General features: G+C 37.2%; 22 protein-coding genes. 14 read left to right on the forward strand and 8 right to left on the reverse strand.

All coding sequences use genetic code 11. The features are described 5' to 3' along the window. Window positions 1-23 precede the first annotated feature (23 nt). The 7 genes from ACR30L_RS00790 to trpS all read left to right on the forward strand — a co-directional run bounded on the left by ACR30L_RS00790 (window position 24) and on the right by trpS (window position 8,019). Window positions 24-2,087: an AMIN domain-containing protein gene (locus ACR30L_RS00790; RefSeq protein ID WP_435236147.1), complete on the forward strand. Its 2,064-nt coding sequence runs from the start codon at window positions 24-26 to the stop codon at window positions 2,085-2,087. 161 nt (window positions 2,088-2,248) lie between these two features. Continuing rightward, a complete protein-coding gene (aroK, locus tag ACR30L_RS00795; protein WP_435236148.1) occupies window positions 2,249-2,764 on the forward strand; it encodes a shikimate kinase AroK in 516 nt (171 codons plus the stop codon). Next, window positions 2,764-3,834, forward strand: coding sequence for a 3-dehydroquinate synthase (aroB, locus tag ACR30L_RS00800; protein WP_435236149.1), 1,071 nt, complete (start codon window positions 2,764-2,766; stop codon window positions 3,832-3,834). Before aroK ends, aroB begins: the two co-directional genes overlap by 1 nt. Window positions 3,835-3,839: 5 nt before the next feature. Continuing rightward, complete coding sequence (locus ACR30L_RS00805; RefSeq protein WP_435236150.1) at window positions 3,840-5,327, forward strand: SPOR domain-containing protein; 1,488 nt, start codon at window positions 3,840-3,842, stop codon at window positions 5,325-5,327. Continuing rightward, entirely contained in the window at window positions 5,324-6,151 is an 828-nt protein-coding gene (locus tag ACR30L_RS00810; RefSeq protein ID WP_435236151.1) for a Dam family site-specific DNA-(adenine-N6)-methyltransferase, read from the forward strand. The genes ACR30L_RS00805 and ACR30L_RS00810 overlap by 4 nt, the downstream gene beginning before the upstream one ends. Before the next feature lie 60 nt (window positions 6,152-6,211). Next, on the forward strand, window positions 6,212-6,880 hold the full coding sequence (rpe, locus tag ACR30L_RS00815; protein ID WP_435236152.1) for a ribulose-phosphate 3-epimerase: 669 nt from the start codon (window positions 6,212-6,214) through the stop codon (window positions 6,878-6,880). 137 nt (window positions 6,881-7,017) lie between these two features. Continuing rightward, window positions 7,018-8,019: a tryptophan--tRNA ligase gene (gene trpS / locus ACR30L_RS00820; protein WP_435236153.1), complete on the forward strand. Its 1,002-nt coding sequence runs from the start codon at window positions 7,018-7,020 to the stop codon at window positions 8,017-8,019. A 198-nt stretch (window positions 8,020-8,217) separates the two neighbouring features. Here the strand turns inward: trpS and gloA are convergent, their stop codons facing one another. Both gloA and plsY read right to left on the reverse strand, forming a co-directional pair. Next, window positions 8,218-8,631 carry a lactoylglutathione lyase gene (gene gloA / locus ACR30L_RS00825; RefSeq protein ID WP_435236154.1) on the reverse strand — a complete coding sequence of 138 codons (414 nt, stop codon included), beginning with the start codon at window positions 8,629-8,631 and terminating at the stop codon, window positions 8,218-8,220. 39 nt (window positions 8,632-8,670) lie between these two features. Continuing rightward, window positions 8,671-9,267: a glycerol-3-phosphate 1-O-acyltransferase PlsY gene (plsY, locus tag ACR30L_RS00830; protein ID WP_435236155.1), complete on the reverse strand. Its 597-nt coding sequence runs from the start codon at window positions 9,265-9,267 to the stop codon at window positions 8,671-8,673. 110 nt (window positions 9,268-9,377) lie between these two features. Here plsY and folB point away from each other — a divergent pair, with 110 nt between their 5' ends. From folB to ACR30L_RS00845, 3 genes are read left to right on the forward strand one after another with little or no spacing between them, the layout of a single operon-like run. After that, window positions 9,378-9,731: a dihydroneopterin aldolase gene (gene folB, locus ACR30L_RS00835; RefSeq protein WP_435236156.1), complete on the forward strand. Its 354-nt coding sequence runs from the start codon at window positions 9,378-9,380 to the stop codon at window positions 9,729-9,731. After that, window positions 9,731-10,201 carry a 2-amino-4-hydroxy-6-hydroxymethyldihydropteridine diphosphokinase gene (gene folK, locus ACR30L_RS00840; RefSeq protein WP_435236157.1) on the forward strand — a complete coding sequence of 157 codons (471 nt, stop codon included), beginning with the start codon at window positions 9,731-9,733 and terminating at the stop codon, window positions 10,199-10,201. The genes folB and folK overlap by 1 nt, the downstream gene beginning before the upstream one ends. Window positions 10,202-10,242: 41 nt before the next feature. After that, window positions 10,243-11,046, forward strand: coding sequence for an undecaprenyl-diphosphate phosphatase (locus ACR30L_RS00845; RefSeq protein ID WP_435236158.1), 804 nt, complete (start codon window positions 10,243-10,245; stop codon window positions 11,044-11,046). Window positions 11,047-11,057: 11 nt separating this feature from the next. Here the strand turns inward: ACR30L_RS00845 and ACR30L_RS00850 are convergent, their stop codons facing one another. After that, window positions 11,058-12,299, reverse strand: coding sequence for a multifunctional CCA addition/repair protein (locus ACR30L_RS00850; RefSeq protein WP_435236159.1), 1,242 nt, complete (start codon window positions 12,297-12,299; stop codon window positions 11,058-11,060). A gap of 228 nt (window positions 12,300-12,527) precedes the next feature. Between ACR30L_RS00850 and ACR30L_RS00855 the strand changes: the two genes are divergently transcribed. Both ACR30L_RS00855 and ACR30L_RS00860 read left to right on the forward strand, forming a co-directional pair. Further along, window positions 12,528-14,297 (forward strand): AAA family ATPase, encoded by a 1,770-nt coding sequence (locus ACR30L_RS00855; protein WP_435236160.1) that lies wholly within the window; start codon window positions 12,528-12,530, stop codon window positions 14,295-14,297. Between the two features lie 2 nt (window positions 14,298-14,299). Next, a complete protein-coding gene (locus ACR30L_RS00860; RefSeq protein WP_435236161.1) occupies window positions 14,300-15,145 on the forward strand; it encodes a general secretion pathway protein GspB in 846 nt (281 codons plus the stop codon). A 58-nt stretch (window positions 15,146-15,203) separates the two neighbouring features. Here the strand turns inward: ACR30L_RS00860 and ACR30L_RS00865 are convergent, their stop codons facing one another. The 3 genes from ACR30L_RS00865 to ACR30L_RS00875 all read right to left on the reverse strand — a co-directional run bounded on the left by ACR30L_RS00865 (window position 15,204) and on the right by ACR30L_RS00875 (window position 17,993). After that, entirely contained in the window at window positions 15,204-15,812 is a 609-nt protein-coding gene (locus ACR30L_RS00865) for a TIGR04211 family SH3 domain-containing protein (RefSeq protein ID WP_435236162.1), read from the reverse strand. 216 nt (window positions 15,813-16,028) lie between these two features. After that, a complete protein-coding gene (locus ACR30L_RS00870) occupies window positions 16,029-17,294 on the reverse strand; it encodes an inorganic phosphate transporter (protein WP_435236163.1) in 1,266 nt (421 codons plus the stop codon). Window positions 17,295-17,312: 18 nt separating this feature from the next. Further along, complete coding sequence (locus ACR30L_RS00875; protein WP_435236164.1) at window positions 17,313-17,993, reverse strand: TIGR00153 family protein; 681 nt, start codon at window positions 17,991-17,993, stop codon at window positions 17,313-17,315. Between the two features lie 177 nt (window positions 17,994-18,170). On the opposite strand from ACR30L_RS00875, the gene ACR30L_RS00880 reads away from it, so the two are divergent. Together ACR30L_RS00880 and ACR30L_RS00885 are read left to right on the forward strand one after the other, a co-directional pair. Further along, window positions 18,171-19,673, forward strand: a complete 1,503-nt coding sequence (locus ACR30L_RS00880; protein ID WP_435236165.1) for a CYTH domain-containing protein — start codon at window positions 18,171-18,173, stop codon at window positions 19,671-19,673. Between the two features lie 183 nt (window positions 19,674-19,856). Continuing rightward, on the forward strand, window positions 19,857-21,023 hold the full coding sequence (locus ACR30L_RS00885) for a methyl-accepting chemotaxis protein (protein WP_435236166.1): 1,167 nt from the start codon (window positions 19,857-19,859) through the stop codon (window positions 21,021-21,023). A gap of 57 nt (window positions 21,024-21,080) precedes the next feature. Here the strand turns inward: ACR30L_RS00885 and ACR30L_RS00890 are convergent, their stop codons facing one another. Together ACR30L_RS00890 and ACR30L_RS00895 are read right to left on the reverse strand one after the other, a co-directional pair. Next, the gene (locus ACR30L_RS00890; RefSeq protein ID WP_435236167.1) at window positions 21,081-21,416 is read right to left on the reverse strand and encodes a hypothetical protein; all 336 of its coding nucleotides are present in this window, start codon (window positions 21,414-21,416) and stop codon (window positions 21,081-21,083) included. Between the two features lie 3 nt (window positions 21,417-21,419). After that, on the reverse strand, window positions 21,420-22,067 hold the full coding sequence (locus ACR30L_RS00895; protein WP_435236168.1) for a hypothetical protein: 648 nt from the start codon (window positions 22,065-22,067) through the stop codon (window positions 21,420-21,422). Window positions 22,068-22,180 lie beyond the last annotated feature (113 nt).

A 22,180-nucleotide genomic window follows, 5' to 3' on the forward strand; every position in this document is an offset into this window, starting at 1 on the left:
TTAGAGCAGGGATGATAAGAATCATGAAAATTATAAATATAACACAAGTGCGACATCTTTTTTTGTTGGTCAGTTTTTTGTTTTCCTCGGCAGTTTTTGCCGAATCTCAACTTACTGACTTAAATGTAAATCCTTTAACGGGTGAAAAAGTTGAATTGCTTTTTGAATTTAATGAAGACATTGCCAGTTACACGGATAAGTTACATTACCGTCCAAATAAACTTGTTATCGATGTAGATAATGCGAGTTCAGTTTTAAAACTAAATCCAGTTAAAATCGATCAAAGTGGTATTGATAGCGTTGAAACTGAAAGAACAAGTGATGGTCTACGTATGACTATTTCTCTTGATTCTTTAATGCCTTACCGAATTGAGAATCAAGGTAAACGCTTGTTGGTTCGTTTTGGTGATCTTGGTGAGAAAGAGCAACCAGAAGATGGTACTGTCGCGGCTTTAATTAGTGCGGTATCTCAAGATCCTGCTGATCAAGCGACTTCAGTTGCAGAAGGATTGATTGGTCAAACCGGCGCAGCTAAAACCTTAGCACCGACTCCTGAAGGCTATGTTAATAACATTGACTCAATTGATTTTAAACGTGGCTCTGAAGGGCAAGGTAAATTACTTGTATACCTTGGTAATTCAAGTGTTGCCGTCGATATTCGTCGTCGCGACCAGCAGTTGATTGTTGAATTCCAGAGTACATATATTCCTGATGATCTTTTATACATTATGGATGTTGTCGATTTTGCAACGGTTGTGGAAAAAATCGAAACATTTAAAGAAGATGGTAAAACACGTTTGGTGTTTAATATTAAAGGTGAATATAACTACCGTTATGATCAACTTGATACCTTATTTATGGTTGAAGTGACTGAAAAACCAAAAGATGAGAAAGAAAGTGCATACCAAGGTAAAGCTATCTCACTGAACTTCCAAGATATTCCTGTTCGTACCGTGTTACAGTTAATCGCTGATTTTAATGGTTTTAACTTAGTTATTACCGATTCAGTGAGCGGTAACATTACGTTGCGTTTAGATGATGTGCCATGGGAACAAGCACTGGATATTATCCTGAAAGTTAAAGGCTTAGGTAAGCGTCTTGATGGTAATGTTCTTATGATTGCCCCAGCAACAGAATTAGCAAATAGTGAACGAGAGCAGCTTGAGTCAGAACAAAAAGTAGCCGAACTATCAACGCTTTACTCTGAATATATCCAAATTAATTATGCTAAAGCAAAAAGTATTGTTGCATTACTATCGGGAGAGAAAACCAGTTTATTATCATCTCGTGGTTCAGTTAGTCTTGATGAAAGAACTAATACACTCTTAATCAAAGATACTGCAGCGGTTATTGATTCAGTTAAAGAGATGCTAGAAGTGCTTGATGTACCTGTTCGTCAGGTAGTTATCGAAGCTCGTATGGTGACAGTAAGTGAATCAGTAGGCGAAGAGCTTGGTGTTGAATGGTCTAGCTTGAGTTCATCGGACGATGATGATTTAAATATCGATCTTGGCTTTAACTCCGATGGTAATAGTATTGGTTTCCAAATTGCTAATATTGATGGTGATTTATTGGACCTTGAATTGTCTGCTATAGAGAGTGAAAGTAGAGGTGAGGTTATCGCAAGTCCACGTATTACGACGGCCGATCAACAAACCGCTTATATTGAGTCTGGTACTGAGATCCCTTATCAAGAATCATCTTCTTCAGGCGCAACAACAATTAGCTTTGAAAAAGCGGTATTGAGCCTAGAAGTTACGCCACAGATTACACCTGATAATAAAATCATTTTAGACCTTACTATTACTCAAGATTCAGTGGGTGAAATTGTGACAAATAGTGATGGAACTGAATCAGTTGCAATCGATACACAAGAAATTAGTACGCAAGTGTTAGCGGATAATGGTGAAACAATTGTGCTAGGTGGTATCTATCAACAGTCAGTGACAACCTCTGAAACGAAAGTTCCTTACTTAGGTGATATTCCTTTCCTAGGCGCGCTGTTTAGACAAACAAGTGATTCATCAAGTAAAGACGAAGTACTTATTTTTGTTACACCTCGTATCATAATGGAAAGTAAATATTAATTTATTTAAGCCATTTACATGATTTTGTTATAAGCCTGAAGTGATCTTCAGGCTTATTTTTTTTATATGCTTGCAATAAGTTATCAACAATTGCGATAATGTAATGCACTTCTTTTTTATAAAGGACTTCCCTGTAATTAATCATTGAGTAATAATCCAACATGGCAGAACAACGTAATATTTTCTTAATTGGTCCTATGGGGGCTGGTAAAAGCACAATCGGTCGTCATCTAGCACAGATGCTGCACCTTCATTTTTACGATTCAGATGCTGAAATCGAGAAAAAAACCGGAGCTGATATTGCTTGGGTCTTTGATGTCGAAGGTGAAGAAGGGTTCCGCAATCGAGAACGCGATATGATTGATGAATTAACAAAAGAGCATGGCATTGTTCTCGCAACAGGTGGTGGTGCAGTAGTTCGCTCTGAAAATCGTACTCACCTATCGGCTCGAGGTATTGTTGTTTATTTAAAAACGAGTGTTAATAAACAATTAGCACGTACTTTAAAAGATAAGCGTCGTCCTTTATTACAGACGGACGATCCGCGTGTTGTACTTGAATCATTGGCTGAAAAACGCAATGCTCTATACGATGAAGTAGCTGATTACACCATTGAAACTGATGACCAGAGTGCTAAGGTTGTCGCGAGTCAAATTATTTCATTGTTGGATTTTTAATGGATAAATTAATTGTAGATTTAGCGGATCGTAGTTACCCAATCACTATTGGTGAGGGTTTACTTCGTCAGAGTGATTTATTTACGAGTGCAATAAACGGTAAAAAAGTCATGATTGTTACGAATGATGTGGTCGCGCCACTTTATTTACAATCCTGCAAGGAAACATTAAAAGCATTCGAAATTGATGAAGTTATTTTACCTGATGGTGAACAACATAAAAACTTATCTACATTTGAAACAATATTAACGGCATTATTAGCGAATAAACATGCACGTGATACCACTATTATTGCATTAGGTGGCGGTGTAATTGGAGATATGGCTGGTTTTGCTGCCGCTTGTTATCAGCGTGGTATTGCATTTATTCAGGTACCAACAACGGTGTTATCTCAAGTAGATTCTTCCGTTGGTGGTAAAACTGCTGTAAATCATCCATTAGGTAAAAATATGATTGGGGCTTTTTATCAACCACAATCAGTGATTATCGATATTGATTGCCTTAAAACATTACCTCCCCGTGAATTTTCTGCTGGGATGGCAGAGGTGATTAAGTACGGTATTATTTATGATGCAGACTTTTTCATTTGGCTAGAAAATAATGTTGATGCAATAAATGCATTACAAGCGGATGCGATCACTTATATGATAAAACGCTGTTGTGCAATAAAAGCGGACGTTGTTGCCCAAGATGAAAAAGAACAAGGTATTCGTGCATTGTTAAATCTTGGCCATACATTTGGTCATGCGATTGAAGCTGAGCAAGGGTATGGGAATTGGCTTCATGGTGAAGCAGTTGCTGTCGGTATGATACAAGCCGCACAAACATCTCGTTATTTAGGGCTGATTAACGACGAGCAAGTTAACCGAATTATCTCGTTAATTAGACAATTTGATTTACCGTTAATGCCACCTGAAAATATGGATTATGCAAGTTATGCTGAACATATGCAGTTGGATAAAAAAGTACTTAATGGTAAGTTGCGATTAGTTTTGCCTACATCTATCGGTACAAGTGATTTATTCGATAATGTAAGTGAAACGATATTGCGTCGCGTTATTGAACAATAAGTTCGATGGTTGTTCGTCAATTAATCGCGCTCCCATCACAAATGCAGCTGATCGATCGGCTGCAACACCACATCTATTTATCATCCTCTCTTATTTTTCTATCTAGCCAAGCTGGGGCAGGAAAGAGCAGTTTAATTGAACAGCTGAGTAATAAGTTACAGGCAAACACCAAAGAAGCTTATATTAAGCTTAATAGTCAACTTTCTGATGCCCAAATTAGGCAGCAAGTATTAGTTCAACTATACGATAATCCACTTTTTGATGCACAGGACAGTTTGCTTTCTTCGTTATGGTTATTACAAGAAAAGCACAACATTTCAGCTCCTCGGTTAATTATTTTTGATAATGCTCATTTATTATCCGATGTTTTACTGAAGGAGTTAGCTGAATTAATTGCTCATAAAGGTGACTTTGGTGAGCATGAAATTAATATTTTATTGCTTGCTGAAGATGTGAAAAGCTTAGAAATGTTTTTGTCTACGAATCAACTATGTCATTGTTTAGAATTCAAACTAGAACCGCTCAGCCAAAAAGAATCGGAACAATTACTTAAGTACTTATTTAATCAGGTTGGTTACCAGCATCAAGTTCAGCATCAAGATGCAGTAGTTAAAAAATTAATGGCTTGTCAGGGAAATCCTCGAAAAATAATTACGTTAGCTGAGAAAATTATTGCCGGTAAATTGGTTTATAACGAATTATCATGGGTAAAAACACGCTTACCGGCTATTTTAGTGATGTTGCTTTTGCTCTTAATTGCAGGTGGTCTTGGCCGTTACCTTTATCCACTATTAGTTGCACCTAAAGAAGTATCGTTAGTTATTCAAGAACCCTCAGAAATAAAAAATGAGCCATTAGAGTCTGAACAACCGGAGATTCTTGTGAGCGATAGTTTATTACCTGAAAAGCCAGAGATACCGATGGCAGAGCAGCTTGCTGGCAATTGGAATAAAGTGTCGGATGCAGAGGTAGAACCTAATCACTTGATGGTTGGAATAAGTGATCCAGTGAGCACCGAAAATAACCCTAAAATTTTGGTGCCAATTGATGTTCAAATTAGCGAACAAATACCAGTGATTATAGAAGAGCAAAAATCAGAAGCAGTTGATACCGTTGAACAGGTTGTTGTCGAAGCAAAAGTAGACGAGCTAACTAATCAACCAGTTAAAAAAGAGCAGCCAGATTCTATTTTTACAGCCGAATCAGTGTTGCTATCAATTACTCCTTCACATTATACAATTCAGCTATCGGCCTTAACGACTAAAGCATCATTACAGCGTTTTATTGTTCAACATAAAGATGTGAGTGATAATATTCAGATTTATGAAACGGTATACAATAATAAACCTCGATACATTGTAATTTTTGGCGATTACGATACCCTGTCTGACGCTAATAAAGCTGCAAAAAGTTTACCTGGGTCGTTGCTCAATTTAGATACTTGGGTAAAAAAATATCAACTTGTTCATCAGGATTTACAATTAAATAAATGAAGAGTAAAAACAGAGCTTTTTTAAAGTGGGCAGGAGGAAAATACTCACTGACTGAACAAATTAATCAACGACTGCCGGAAGGTAAACGTCTTATTGAGCCTTTTGTTGGTGCAGGATCGGTATTTTTGAACAGTGACTTTGATGAATATCTTCTTAATGATATTAATCCAGATCTGATTGAAATGTACAAAATAATAAAGCGTAAGCCTAAACAATTTATTATTGATGCAAAGCATTATTTTCAAGATAAATTTAATGATGAAGCGACTTATTATCAACTACGTAAAGAATTTAACTTATCTCAGGATCCCTATCAGCGTTCATTATTGTTTTTGTACATGAATAGACATGGATATAATGGGTTGTGCCGATACAATAAAAGCGGTGGATTTAATGTGCCGTTTGGGCGTTATAAAAAACCTTATTTTCCTGAAAAAGAGTTATTATTTTTTTCTGAAAAAAGTAAATCAGCGACATTTACCTGCAAGCCATACCATAAACTATTTCATTATTTGCGTGATGACGACGTACTGTATTGTGATCCACCCTATGTACCACTGAGTAAAAGTGCTTCATTTACGAGCTATGCCAGTGCTGGTTTTAGCTTGGACGATCAGGCAAATCTGGCTCGTCTCGCAAGAGAATCTAAATGCAATGTATTGTTGAGTAATCACGATACAACATTAACTCAAGAGCTTTATCGTGATGCTCTTTGTGACAAAATTCAGGTGTCACGTACAATAAGCAGTCATTCAACGACAAGACAACCAGTCGGTGAACTATTTGCTTTGTTTTCTGCACAATCAAACAAGCTAAATAAATAATAGTTTGTTGGTATCTGCTTCGGTAGAATAAGTGCTCCATTTTGATACGGGAAAAAGACCATGACCGACTATTTAATTGCTCCTTCCATCCTTTCTGCTGATTTCGCTCGTTTGGGAGAAGACGTTGAAAAAGTAATAACCGACGGTGCCGATGTGGTGCATTTTGATGTAATGGACAATCATTACGTGCCAAATTTAACAATTGGGCCAATGGTTTGCAAAGCGTTGCGTGATTACGGTATTAAAGCGCCGATTGATGTGCATTTAATGGTTAAACCTGTTGATACAATGATTGTTGAATTTGCTAAAGCGGGCGCATCTATTATTACCTTCCATCCGGAAGCATCTGAACATGTTGATCGCAGTTTACAGCTAATTAAAGACCATGGTTGTAAAGCGGGGCTTGTCTTAAATCCTGCAACGTCATTAGAAGTATTAACTCACGTAATGGATAAATTAGACGTGGTGTTATTAATGTCGGTTAATCCAGGTTTTGGTGGGCAATCATTTATCCCACATACGTTAGAAAAGCTGCGTCAAGTTAAATCATTAATCCAAGCGAGTGGGCGAGATATTCGACTACAAGTGGATGGTGGAGTTAAGACCGATAACATTAAAGAAATAGCTGAAGCGGGTGCGGATATGTTTGTTGCGGGCTCTGCAATTTTTAATGAACCTGATTACAAAGCAGTAATTGATAAAATGCGCGATGAATTAGCAAGCGTATAAGCGTATATCCGTTGCCATTCAATTGCATGGTTGGCAACGTAAATATGGTGGTATGTCTAATTGAATCTTTTGATTAGATATCCCCGAAATTGAATGAATAATTAATACTGTGAATTAAACAGTGTAAGGAAAGTAAAATGACTAAACCAGTAGTATTAAGCGGTTGCCAACCATCGGGTGCATTAACCATTGGTAATTATATGGGCGCCTTGCGTCAGTGGGTTGAAATGCAGGAAACTCATGACTGTCTTTACTGTTTAGTTGATTTACATGCCATTACTGTTCGTCAAGATCCGCAAGCATTACGCCATGCTATATACGATGGTTTAGCGATGTATCAAGCCGTTGGTATTGACCCAAATAAGAGTACGATGTTTATTCAATCACAAGTGCCAGAGCATGCCGAGCTTTCATGGATCTTGAATTGTTATACGCAAATGGGTGAGTTAAATCGTATGACTCAGTTTAAAGACAAATCGCAAAAGAATGTCACTAATATCAATGTGGGGCTGTTTAGTTACCCGGTTTTAATGGCTGCTGATATTTTACTTTATAATCCGAAAGAAGTGCCTGTTGGTAGCGATCAAAAGCAACATCTTGAATTAGCACGTGATATTGCGAGCCGTTTTAACAATGCTTACGGTGATACCTTTGTTGTGCCAGAACCTTATATCCCTGAGCATGGCGCGCGGATTATGAGTTTGCAAGAGCCGACTAAGAAAATGTCTAAATCCGATGATAATGCGAAGAACTTTATTGGATTATTAGAAGATCCAAAGGTGATTATTAAGAAAATTAAAAGTGCAGAAACAGATTCCGATGAAAAAGCTCGTATTTATTTTGATGTAGAAAATAAGCCGGGTGTCTCGAATCTACTTAGCTTACTTTCATGTTCAACGGGTAAATCCATCGACAGTTTAATACCTGAATATGATGGTAAAATGTATGGTCATTTAAAAGTGGATACTGCCGATGCTGTTGTTAGCTTATTAGAGCCCATTCAAGCCCGTTTTAAAGCATTACGTCAAGATGAGCCTGCATTGCAAGCGATTGCGCGTGTTGGTGCTGAAAAAGCCCGTGAACGTGCGGCTGCGACTTTGGCCGATGTTTATGAGAAAGTAGGTTTCTTGCCAAAATAGCCTGTTGGTTTATAGCGCAGATGAATTAAATTATTCGCAATAAAAAACCTCTCCACGAGAGGTTTTTTATTATCAAAATAAGTGCGTTACATCCGGTGGAAGAGTTTATACCGATTGTTATAATGGCAAAACCAATAACGAAGCTAGTATTCATTTTTCTTAAGAAAAATTTAGAGCATATATTGAATACAATGGCTCTTAAACAGTCTCACCTAGTCCTTTACCTGCATCTTTTTTATTAATTAACTCAATCATATAACCATCGGGATCTTTAACAAATGCAATCACTGTGGTGCCGCCTTTAACTGGACCTGCTTCACGAGTAATCACTCCTCCCATTTTCTTTATTTTTTCACAGGTTGCATAGATATCATTCGTTTCAATCGCAATATGTCCGTAAGCATTGCCTAGATCATATTCAGTAGTTCCCCAATTGTAAGTTAGTTCAAGTACCGTTGTGTCCGTTTCATCACCATAGCCAATAAACGCTAAAGTATATTTATATTCTTCATTTTCAGATTGACGTAATAATTTCATTTCTAAAATTTGAGTATAAAAATCAATCGATTTTTGTAAATCAGTCACACGTAACATGGTATGTAAAATGCGCATATTAACTCCTCTTGATATGCTAATTAATATTCGAAAGAATTATTGTTTCCAGTTTAATATTTTTTTCTCTTTTCCTGCCAGTAGGCGACGTATATTGCTACCATGACGTAGGGTAATTAATATCGATAACATACTTACGGGAACAATATACTCAGGCTTGATATAAGCGACAAAGAAAGGGGCTGCGATTGCAGTAATAATTGCGGCAAGCGAAGCATAACCACTTACGGCAATTGTTAATAACCAAGTTAATACTAATAACCCCGTCATATCCATACCTAATGGTAGTAATGTTCCCAAGCCAGTTGCCACGCCTTTACCGCCTTTAAAATTAAAATAAGGAGGGTAAATATGACCTAAGCAAGCTGCTATTCCAATAAAACCAATTTCTACTGGAGCGAAATGTAAGAAATAAGCAAGGTAAACGGGTATGGTACCCTTAATAAGGTCAAAAATAAGTACCGCACTAGCCGCTTGAGCATGATGTAAGCGAAGCATGTTAGTTGCACCTGGGTTTTTAGAGCCCAATGAACGCGGATCAGCCCAGCCTTTTAGCTTCGATAATAGGATTGCGCCATTTAGGCCACCAACCAGGTAGGCACAAAAAATAAATATTAAGTTGCTTAGGATAATCATTTGTACTTATTTCTTCTCGTTCAGGTAAAATACATCATTTTTATAGTTCATTTATCTGTGTTTTGATATTACGTGGATTTTTGGTTAAGTGATAGTGTTAAAGGTTTTAGATGGATATTGTTTTTATTAATCAGTTAGAAGTCATTACGACAATTGGTGTTTATGATTGGGAAAAATCCTTACAGCAAAAGCTTTATTTCGATTTAGAAATGGCCTTTGATAATAAACCTGCAGCGGCAAGTGATGATATTAACTTAGCGTTGAATTATTTTAGTGTCTCGGAAAAAGTGAGTCAGTTTGCACAAAATCATCAATTTGAATTAATTGAAACGATGGCCGAATCGGTGGCTGCACTGATTATGAAAGAATTTTCAGTGCCGTGGATTAAAGTCACCTTACATAAACCCGGTGCGTTGCCGAAAGCACAAAGCTTGGGTGTACAAATTGAGCGTGGTCATCGCTAGTGACACAGGTATTTATTGGCATTGGCTCAAGCCTTAATAAATTTGAAAGTATTAAAGCGGGCATCGCTTCCTTACAATTGGAATTCGGCAAACTAAAGCAATCTTTAATTTATGAAAGTGAATCCGTGGGGTTTGTTGGTGGTAATTTTTATAATTTAGTCATTGAACTTAATACTAATTTACCCATCGATAGGCTGATTCGAAAGTTAAAAGAGATTGAAATAAAACATGGGCGAGTTAATAATGCTAAAAAATTTGCACCCAGAACGTTAGATCTTGATTTGTTGTTATATGGGCAGGTGGTCGATAAAAAAAATAATTTACCACGTGCTGAAATTACCAAAAATGCGTTTGTTTTAAAACCATTATCAGAATTAGCGCCGCAATTAAAACATCCCATATTAAATGAGACATACCAAAATTTATGGGAAAATTACCCAAAAGATAAACAGAAATTATGGAAAATTTAACGTTACTTTTAACTTTTACTTATTAGGGATAGAGAATCTACATGTCTTTACTACAAATTATTGTTTTAGCCTTAATTCAAGGTCTTACTGAGTTTTTACCCATTTCTAGCTCGGCGCATTTGATTTTACCATCGCAGTTATTAGATTGGCCGGATCAAGGATTAGCCTTTGATTTAATACTCAATATTGGTACTTTGGCAGCAGTATTAATCTATTTCCGAGCTGAAGTCATTAATATGTCAAAAGCTTGGGTAGGCTCTTTGCGTGGTCAAGAAAAGACGCAGGATAGTCGTCTTGCTTGGTGGATTGTATGGGCAACAATTCCAGCTGCTTTAATTGGTTTCTTTGGAAAACCGATTGTTGAAACTTATTTACGCAGTGGTTATGTTATTGCCGTGACAACCATTGTTTTTGGGTTATTACTCTGGTGGGCCGATGCAAAAGCGAAACAAATTAAAGGGGAATATCAAACAGGCCTTAAAGGTGCGATTATTATTGGTTTCGCACAGGCGCTTGCATTAATTCCGGGTACTTCTCGATCAGGTATCACGATAACCGCAGGTTTAATGCTTGGGTTGACGCGTAATGCCGCTGCTAGATTTTCTTTTCTAATGTCTATTCCTATTATTGGAATGGCTTCAGGCTATGATTTATTAAAATTTATTCTTTCCGACGGTTATGTTGATTGGAGTACATTATTTTTGGGCGCTGGTGTTTCGTTTATCAGTGCGATTTTATGTATTCATGTGTTTTTAATATTACTGAATAAAGTTGGCATGTTGCCATTTGTTATTTACAGATTAATACTTGGTGCTGCGTTGTTTTATATTTTAGCTGGCGCCTGAATTCAAGGCTATTATTGAGCTAAAAAAGCCAGTGTCTTGTCTTTATATGCTTGTACTTTTTCAGTACGAGCATTCTGCAGCGCTTCTTTAATTTCAGACCCCATAAAGCCTTGTTTGATAATATCCTGCACATTAACTGATTGCGCAACTTGAAAGGCTTGCCATACGTAATCAGCTGTTGGGTAGTCTTTATTTTCAAATCCCGCTCTGCCCTTTGAATCGGCGACGCAGCATTGCAGCATTTGTTGGAATCGTTGAGGTTTACGCCAAGCATCATTTTTATCCATTAATTTAATTAAAGTTGATGCGCGTAACTCAAAGGCACTGTGGATAACGGTATGGTGCTCACTAACGAGCAGAGCTAAATCTCGACACTCATTTGGCACGCGTAATCGGGCACAGAATTTTTTAATTACTTTTAAACCAAGAAAACCATGGCCTTTGTGGCTTGGCCATTTATCTTTTGGTGTTAATGCTTTCCCCAAATCGTGTACTAAACATGCAAACCGAAAAGCGAGTGCATCTGATAGTTTGACTGATTGTTCGACGACCATCAGTGTGTGGATACCAGTATCGATTTCAGGATGCCATTTTTTGGGGCCTGGTACACCAAAGAGGGCATCAATTTCAGGAAAAAGGGCGGCCAATGCACCGCAATCTCGCAATACTTGAAAGTAAATATGTGGGCTTTCTGTCATTAACGCTTTTGCAGTCTCTTGCCAAACGCGTTCAGCCGTTAAGTGGCTTAATTCACCTTGTTCTGTCAATTGAGTCATTAATGCCAAGGTTTCTGGCGCTATCGTAAAGCCGAGTTTATAAAACCTTGCGGCAAAGCGGGCGACACGTAATACGCGTAAAGGATCTTCGCTAAATGCGGGGGAGATATGCCTTAACAATTTATTGTTAATGTCATCGACGCCATTATAGGGATCAATGAGTTCATCCTGCGCCGATAAAGCAATGGCATTGATAGTTAAATCGCGGCGGATTAAATCATCTTTTAATGTGACGTCCTTGCCTGCATAACAGCTGAACCCTGTGTAACCTGAGCCTTGTTTACGTTCGGTACGAGCAAGCGCATATTCTTCGCCGGTTTTCGGATGCAAAAATACAGGGAAATCTTTCCCTACTTGTTGATAACCTAACTGCAATAGTTCTTCTGGAGAACTGTTGATTACAACATGATCGCGATCTTTCACCTCAAGTTGTAAAAGTTGATCTCGCACTGCACCGCCGACTAAAAATACCTGCATTACTTCCCCTTTCTCAAACGTCTTCGCTTATTATAAAATAAAAAAAGAAAAAGGTCTTACGAGGTAAGCAAATGTGCTGAAAATTTTATTAAATCGACGGATATACTTATTACCAATCAATATGCTTATCGTATGTCTTGAATGGTAATGGGTATAACGGTACTCTTTGTTGTTGTGTTATTACCTGTTTAATAAGGTAAACTATGGATTATTAGCAGGAGGCGATTAATGTACCAAGATTTTTTTTCTTTAAAGCATTTACCTTTTTCTATTTCCCCTGACCCTGATTTTTTATTTCTAAGTGATCGCCATCAAGAAGCATTAGCGCACCTTAAGTACGGTTTACAAAGTAATGGTGGTTTTGTCTTGCTGACCGGGGAAGTAGGCACAGGAAAGACAACCATTTGTCGTTTGTTATTGCAACAACTACCGGCAGGGTTAGATGTGGCTTTTATTCTTAATCCGGCACTTAATGAAGTTGAGTTATTAGCGACTATTTGTGATGAATTTAATATTGATTATCCAAAGGAGAATATTAGTTTAAAAGTGCTATTTGATAGCTTAACGACTTGGATGAGTGATAACCAACACCAAGGAAGAGGGGCGGTTGTACTGATTGATGAAGCGCAACATTTGAGTTTTGCTGTGCTTGAACAATTGCGCCTCCTGACCAACATAGAATCAAATAATAAAAAAGCATTACAGGTTATTTTAATTGGTCAGACAGAACTGCAGGAGAAGTTAAAGGAAAGAGAGCTACGCCAATTAGCACAACGAATTACGGCGCGTTATCACTTATTGACGTTGACAGAAAAAGAAACACACTATTATATCCAGCATCGATTAAATATTGCAGGTGCAAGTTACCCTATCTTTGATTCAAAGACGCAGCAACGTATCTTTAAATACAGCCATGGTGTCCCGCGAATTATTAATTTAATTTGCGATCGTTGTTTACTTGCTGCCTATAGTGAAAATAGCCATAAGGTGTCAGTCAAAATATTAGCCACGGTTATTAAAGAGCTTGATGTGGATCATCGGCTTTATAATGACCCCTCACAGTTAAAGCATTGGTCACGATTTATATTATTGGTTCTTTTAATTTTATTTACAGGAATGCAATTATCTAAAGTATCAATTCAACCTTTATTTTTATCATTGTTCGATAATATTTCAGCAGCACTACGTTCTTCTCCTGCATCTGTACAAACTCTTGTTCCTGTAGAATCAAACCTTGATACAGAATTATCTGATAATTTCGAGCCGATCCCTGAAACTGAAAGTATTCCATTAGAAACAAATATTGAAACGAATACTCCGGAGGTTATTAGCACTACTTCTCCTACGGTCAATTATGCCCCAACTCAATCCGTGCCTGATGAAGCAGAGGCTAATTGGTTTGATGATTATCCATTACTCGATCTTAACCAAGGGGAATTCGCCTATGCATTGAGAAGTTTATATGCAATTTGGGGCTATCAGGTCGATTTGCTTGATATAAGCTGTGAGCAAGGCGCTGTTGCGTCATTATTATGTTTTTCTGAGGCAAGTAATATTGAAAAGTTAGATCAATTAAATTATCCCGCCATTATTAAATTGAGCAATGGAGAACAGGATATATATGCCGTCGTTTATAAAGCATCAGAGACTTACCAATTATTAATTGGAGAACAAAGTATCGATGTTTCAGTTGAATGGTTAGTTCGTTATTGGCATGGCGGTTTGACTTTGTTATGGAAAACACCATTTATATCACAACGTAAGATAAAATTAGGTGATCAAGGTGAGCGTGCGCTTTGGTTATCGCAGCAATTAAATTTAATTTATTCGTTACCTGCTAGTAACAAAGCTATTTTTGATATCGACCTTCAGGAAGAAGTAAAACAATTTCAACGTGACCATGGTTTAATTGATGATGGTATTGTTGGACCTCGTACTATGTTGTTGATTATGCAGCAAATGCATCCTGAATTTCCGCGCTTAACTGAAGAGAAGTAATAATGTCCATTATTGCAAACGCATTACAGAAACAAAATCAACAACAGTCTGAAATATCCTCGGAGGGGAGCAATAATACTATTTGGAAAGCACTTCTATTATCGGCGTTAATGGTTATTATTTTATTATTATGCGTATTAATTTGGATGCTAAACAGGCCTGCTATTATGGTCGCACCAGTAATGGCTTCTGTACAAGAAAAAGTGGTTGTTACACCGTTAAAAAATATTCAACCACAACGTGATGCGACACCATCAGTGCCAGAAATTGTTGAGCCAAAAATAGTTAACACTCCTAATAAGCCTAAAGGCAAAATAATTGAAACAGTTTCTTTTGAGACTAAACCATTGCCGTTAATTAATCTTAATGAGATGAATGCCGCATTAAAAGAAGAGCAAAAAGAGGTGGCTTCAGAGCAAATTTTAGAACAGAAAAAGACAAATGAGTCGATAGAGGTTGTGGATACCTCTACAGAAAGCATAACAGATAACATACCTGAAGAATTAGCCTACAGTGATGTTTCAGATAATCTAAAGGAACATTTTCAAGAAGCACTTACTAACAGTCAGGATGATCGCAATGATGAGAGTGAGAGCAGCGCATTAAATATTTATAAAATGGGGATCCGTTTTCAGCAACAGGTACCCACAATTCGCTATGACTTTCATGTGTATTCATCCAATCAAAGTGATCGTTGGATCCGTATTAATGGGGAAGATTTAAAGGAAGGGGATGTTGATAGTTCAGGAAAAATACAAGTGGTAACTATTTTGCCAAATCAAACCGATTTTCGCGTTGACGGGCAAGTTTTTTACTTAAAATCATTAACTGATTGGTTATCTTTATAATATTGCGACCTCAATAGAGGCCGCGAGATATGAATCATTAGGTCTGATTATTTAATGATTACCAGTTATCACGGCGTTTTTTACGGCGTGGTAGGAAGGGAATAATTAAACCTATCAATAGACCAAAAACAAGCACACTACCGCCATACATCATCCATTCCATTTTTACCCGTTCATCTTTGGTATCTTGTAATAAATCGAGTTCTAAATTTTTTGCTTTAAGCTTTTCCATATTTTCTTCAAGGAATTTTTTTTCACTTTGTAGCTTTGCAATTAAATTTTCTTTATCAGTAATTGATTGAATATTTTCTTGTTGGGTTCGTGCATTTTCACTGTCGATATTTTTTAATCTTGTTTGTGCTTCTAATAGCTCTTTTTGCACTTGAGGCAATAAAGCTGCTGAAGGAAGCTCTTCCTGTAATTCAGAATTTTTTACCCAACCGGTTTTGCCTTTATCGGTGCGGACCTGCATAAACTTAGTGTTGCTATCATATTTTAAAGTGGTGAGTTTTGAACCTACTTTGACGGTGCCAATGATCCGATAATCTAAGCTAGGCCCAGAATGCAGGTAAGTGTATATATCTTCACTAACGTAGCGAGTGGCGGCAAAAGCATTAACACAAAATATGAGTGTTAATGTGCTGAGAATATAGTTAAATAATTTCAAAGGACATCCTGTTACGACGTTGATTAAAGTTGTATTTTATACCTAAGCCACCTTATTATGCAAAAATCGGTCAGTCGATAAATAATAAGGTTTTAAATATAAAGTTAACGGGTTAATTGTTATAAATTGAACATTCTAACAATGTATTCACAATAATGATGATTGCCAGATATAAAAAAAGAGAGCCTAGGCTCTCTTTTTATTCTGTTTCGATACTTAACTGCAAATTGCTTTTAAGATAAAGAAGAATAAAATCGAAAGCCCGGCACCAATCGGTAATGTAATTATCCATGAGATAACAATATTACGTACGATACTTAAATTAAGTGCGGCAATCCCTCGAGCCATACCCACTCCTAATACAGCACCCACCAATGTTTGTGTTGTAGAAATAGGTAAACCTGTTCCCGATGCAATTACGACAGTCGAAGCCGCTGCAAGTTCCGCTGCAAAACCACGACTTGGTGTTAAATGAGTAATACCATGGCCAATTGTTGCCATAACACGCTTACCGAAAATGGCTAGACCAAGAATAATACCCACACCACCTAGGGGTAAAATCCACCAAGCTAATTCTGATTTAGCTGCAATTTGACCATCATGTTCAACAATATTAACAACAGCAGCTAATGGACCAATTGCATTTGCCACGTCGTTTGAACCATGTGCAAATGCCATCGCACAAGCAGTCACAACCATTAATACGGCAAAGATTTTTTCAACGTTAGCAAAATGCATTTTTTTATCGGCTTTTGCTTCTATTTTGATGCGGTTAATAAAGATTTTACCGACAATCGCAATACAAACACCGATAGCCGCCGCAATTAATAGAGAGTCTACAGAACTAAAATGTACGCCAATGTGTTTTAACCCTTTTTTTATTGTCACTAAAGACAAAATAAAACCAGCTAAAAACATGTAGATAGGTACATACCGTTTTGCATTCTCAATAGGGTGCTTAGTATTGAAAATTAGCTTTTGGGAACTCATAAATATCAGATAAGCAATGACTCCGGCAATAAACGGTGTTACCACCCAGCTCCCGACAATACCAACAACTTTGCTCCAGGTTACACTGTCAACACCTACGCCAACCGCAGAGAAGCCAACAATGGCACCAACAATTGAATGGGTTGTTGAAACGGGCCATCCGAAATAAGAGGCAATAATGAGCCATAACCCAGCTGCTAATAAAGCTGCCGTCATACCAAAGACAAGTAATTCAGGTGAATCAATATAATAGGTAGCATCAATAATTCCTTTACGAATTGTTGATGTTACTTCTCCACCGGCCAAATATGCACCAGCGAATTCAAAAATCATCGCGATAATAATCGCTTGTTTGATAGTAAGAGCTTTAGACCCAACTGAAGTCCCCATTGCATTTGCAACATCATTTGCCCCAATACCCCAAGCCATTAGAAAACCGACTGTTCCGGCGAAAATAACAAGCGTTTCGCCATATGTAGCAAGAATATCCATAAGTAGTCCTATTTTTCGCTATGAACGCGCTAGAATTAATTCTAATTGCGTGCCGATATGTTCGGAATGATCGGCAAGTTGTCCGACCCACTCAAGAATCTGATAAAGAAACATAATATCTACGGGATTATGGTGTTCTTCAATTTTTAACAGATCACGACGAAGTTTAATTTGTAAGGAATCAGTGTCATCTTCAATGGACTCAAGCTCACTGATCATTTTAGTGACAATATCAACCTCTCGACCTCTAAAGCCTGTTTCTAGTAATTCATCAAGCTCATTGATTGCTTTTTTAGCCTGTTGGATAGCATCTAAGCAACGTTGCAAATAGGTAATAAAGTCCTTTGTTATTGAATCTGGCATTTCTAATTTTCGGCCGTATACACGACCTGCAATATCCTTCGCGGTATTTGCAATTTTATCTTGGCGATTTACAAGTTCGATTAAATCACTGCGAGAAATTGGCATAAATAACCCTTTAGGTAGGGTTAAGCGAAGTTCACGTTTTAATTCATCTGCTTGTTTTTCCATTTTCGATATTTTTTTTCTAATATCGTTAGCCTTAACCCATTCTCGGTCATGGCTTGCTTTAAAAAACGGTATCAATAGTTCACAGCAAGCTGCTACTTTATCAATGTGCAATTGAATTGGTCTAATGGGAGATTTTGCAAACATCCCAAATATTGAATTAACTGGCATGGTTTATCCTATTATGTTGGTTATTTAACCGTATAAGGGGGCCGTCGAATAACAAATATGCGGCGCATGTTATCTTTCTTTTCCACACAATTGAACCTGAATTTAGTATAATTGATAAATTAGTGCGATTTTATTGGGCTGATTTGTTCTATATCAAAGGGTTATTTGGTAAATATTATGGAAACAGAAATAGAAATTAAGTTCCTTTTCAATTCACAATTTGAGTCTGAACTGTATCACACGGTCAATACTCAAGGTTTTATCTCTAACAAAACGCAAACACTACAGAATGTTTACTTTGATACAGACAATCGTTTATTGCGCGAAATGGATATGGGATTAAGGGTTCGAAGTTGTGATGGACGTTCGGTGCAAACTATCAAAACAGCAGGGCGAGTGATTGGTGGCTTACATCAACGCCCTGAATATAATGAACCAATAGAAAGCGCTATTCCAGAGTTAGCCCGATTTAATCAAAAAATTTGGCCAGATGGATGTGATATTAAACAATTAGAAGAAGCGCTTTTACCCATTTTCAGCACGGATTTTGTACGTCAAACTTGGCTCGTGGAAATGAGTGATGATACGTTAATTGAAGTGGCCTATGATCGTGGTTTTATTGAGACGACCCAAGGAAAAGTTGATATTAGTGAAGTTGAGCTTGAGCTGATTAAAGGTGATGAAAAAAAACTGTTTATTTTCGGCAATAAAATCGCCGAATTACCTGAGGTTCGCTTAGGAAATGTAAGTAAAGCTCAGCGTGGGTATATGCTACTGAATAATGCTTCTTTTGCTGTTAAGCCGCTTGAACCCTCGCCAATCACAGCAAGCATGTCTATTCAGCAGGCATTATTGACGAATATTCAGCACGGTTTAAAACATATTCAATACCATGAGAATTGTTATACCGAATCAGGTAAAAATGCGGCACTTAGAGAATTGTTTGTGGGTATTAAATTTATCCATCAAAATTTAATGTTATTTAAGCAACAATTTCCTGATTTGCATGACCAAGAGTGGGTCGATGATTTACATTGGCTTGCACGCTCTTTTTCCTGGGTTGATATGCGCCAAATTTATAGTAAGTTATTAAAAAATAAGGGCTATTACTTAAGGAAGTTACCTAATCTTAAAAACTTGCTAGACAATTTAAAAGCCCGTGATAATGCGTTGCCTGATCAGGAAAAAGTATTGGAATTACTTCATTCCACTCGTTATTGTCAGTTTGTTTTAAAGCTAACCGAGTGGTTGATATTTTTTGAAAAAAGTACTTTTTCTAGTGAGAAAAACAATGCGATTGAGTCCTTTTCTGAGCAATGTTTAAATGCATCGTGGGATGAGTTAATTAACGCTCTGAAGCCTAAATCCGTTGAGCATTTACTTTCCCATCAAGGCGCACTTGAGAATAACTTACTAATGGGCATGAGTTTAGGTCATTTGTTCTCACCACAACGACAAGAGGTCTTCAATTCTCCTTGGTTAGATATTAAAAGTGGTATGAAAAAACTAGCGATGTTAGATGCTGTGTTTGATCTTGCTGAGCACGAAGATGATTCGGTACTTAAAAAAGAATATTCTAAATGGCTAACTCGTAAAAAAGAGTCGTTATTAGAGGCTTTAGCATTATCAAAAGAGCAGGCATTATTAAAGTTACCCTACTGGGAGAAGCAAATAGATTAGTCAGTTTTGATATAAAAATAACAATAAAAAATCAACCAGTTAGTATATCTTCACAATTTCTGACCTATTTAATATATTGTATTGAATAATTATTGTAATAAGCTAATTTTGGGCTATAAATATGGATGATATTATTCATATTATCCGTTGGCTTATTACCCTTTATTTATTGCAGGTACAGATATGGCTCAATTCCAAATACCTTTTATTCAAAAATTTTTATTTAACCTTTCTTTCATTCAAAAGTGGATGCTTGTATCAGTGATTGGCGCTGCTATGCTTATCATTAAAATAGCAGCAACATCTGGCAGCAATTCCTTTGGTGCAGATATTATTTTTTATATCTTGTTTATTGCCGTTTTATACCTTGTATTTTGGGCGATGAAAGTACAAATAAAAACAGTTGAGCATCAACTATCTAATGCAATAAATAATGGAGCATTAGAAAATACCCCATTTTCTAATCAAGATGAGATCGGTAGCCTTGCAAATAGGGTTTGTCGCGAAACAAGTCATCTAGCGCAAAACCTGAAATTTCAGAATAATGGTGTAGCTGAGCTTGAAGGGCATATAGAGCCGCTAATGACTTGCATGGAAATCGTTAATGATTCTATTCAAGAGGAATTTGGACAGGTTGAAATGCTTGCCACAGCTATGAATGAAATGACGGCAACGGTGAGAGAAATTGCGAATAATGCAAGTAGTGCATCGACTTCAACAACGGAAGCTTCTGATGTTGCGCAGGAGGGAAGCCAGTTTATAGAAGCGACAATAACAACGATTAATGCCTTATCAAGTAATATTGGTGTTTCAGCCGAAGCGGTAAGCAGTGTTGAAACAAAAGTGGAAGGTATCGGCAGTGTGGTTGATACAATTCGTAGTATTTCAGATCAAACCAATCTACTTGCTTTAAATGCTGCAATTGAAGCGGCGCGCGCTGGTGAAGCTGGACGCGGGTTTGCTGTTGTTGCAGATGAAGTACGTAACCTAGCAAAACGTACTCAAGAGTCGACTGTTGAAATTCAAGGAATGATTGAACAGTTACAGGCAAGTGCTGAAGATGTTGTATCTTTAATGGGTAAAAGCGTTAATCAAGCAGATATTGGTGTTGAACAAGTGACGAAAGCGGGCGCTCAGTTAGCTGGTATTGTCGAAAAAGTAGATCATATCTCTGATATGAATTATCAAATTGCTTCTTCTGCAGATGAACAAACTACCGTTGCAGGTGAAATCAATAGCAATTTGGATCAAGTTAAAGAGTTAGTTGAAGGTTCCGTCGTGGTGATTAAAGAAATATCCGAAATGGCTGAATTAATGAACACACAAATTTTAGCGATGAAAAAAGAATAAACGGTTAAGTTAGATTCAAAGAAATGAAAAAACGCTTCAATATTGAAGCGTTTTTTATTATTTCAGTAGGTCACTTGATGAAGCAAATTGTGTTAACTCTTCAATAACTGCCTTTTTTATTTCTAGTTGTTCTTCTGCAGGAATCTGATAGCGTTCACCAAGTTGTTGGTAATCTTCTGGGCTTAAACTAACCGTCAAACGAGGGCGTTTAGGCTTTTTGTTCGTAGTTAAACCGAGCAGATGACGAATCTGCTCAGATGGGCTGATGCCTTTATCAAGCGCGCTACGTCGAATGCTATATTGAAGTTTAGTGTCCATATCAAATGCAATTTGTACTGCTTTTACGACTTTTACGGATTGTTGCCACTTTTCAGGTAATTCTCTCTGACTCATTGGTTATTCTCCTTTCATCCATAATTCAGTAATTTCATTCGCAGGCCTTAAAAAAGACAAGTAGACATCGGTATCACCATTCTCAAAAATAAATATATCAACGGAACGTTCACCTGCACCACCTTCTAAGCAATGATATTCAAATTCGCGGCCATGTTGGTCTTCGGTATATTGGGGAGGTTGCGTACCGCGATAATCTTGCTGGTGGCTATAACCGCTGATCATAAATTCTTCTTGAATATATTCATCGGCAATCATATCTGCATAAATATGTTGTTTGGTTAGTGGCCTTAAGCGTGCATTACCTGGCTCTTCGAAAATCTCAGAAAATGCATCTAAATCAAATAATGCTTCTACTTCATTGCGTGATAATAATAGACTGAGCTTAATAAGCTTTTTCGGGTTATTTGGAAAACTTACATATACAAGTTGTTGGCCACTTCCCTGACCAACTATTTGTGCGTAATGTTGGTGTTGAAATTCTAGCGTATTGATATCAACGACTTGAAGTTGTTGTTTTCGCATTGCTTCAGGGAGTGCAAAACTATCACCAAAGGTAAAAATATCATTAAGTTGTAGTTCACTAGGATGATTTAATTTAGGCCTAGCGGTAGGCTGTTTTTTACTAAATAGTGATTTAAAAAAACTCATGATATTTCCTTTTCTTTAACGCAAATAACCCAGTACTTATATGCGCCGACGATTAATATTCTTTTCGTGGTGGCGTTATATAAAATGTACCGGGCTACAAAGTAAAATGTAGT

The organism is Psychromonas saccharinae (genome assembly GCF_051201515.1).
GTDB lineage: Bacteria > Pseudomonadota > Gammaproteobacteria > Enterobacterales > Psychromonadaceae > Psychromonas.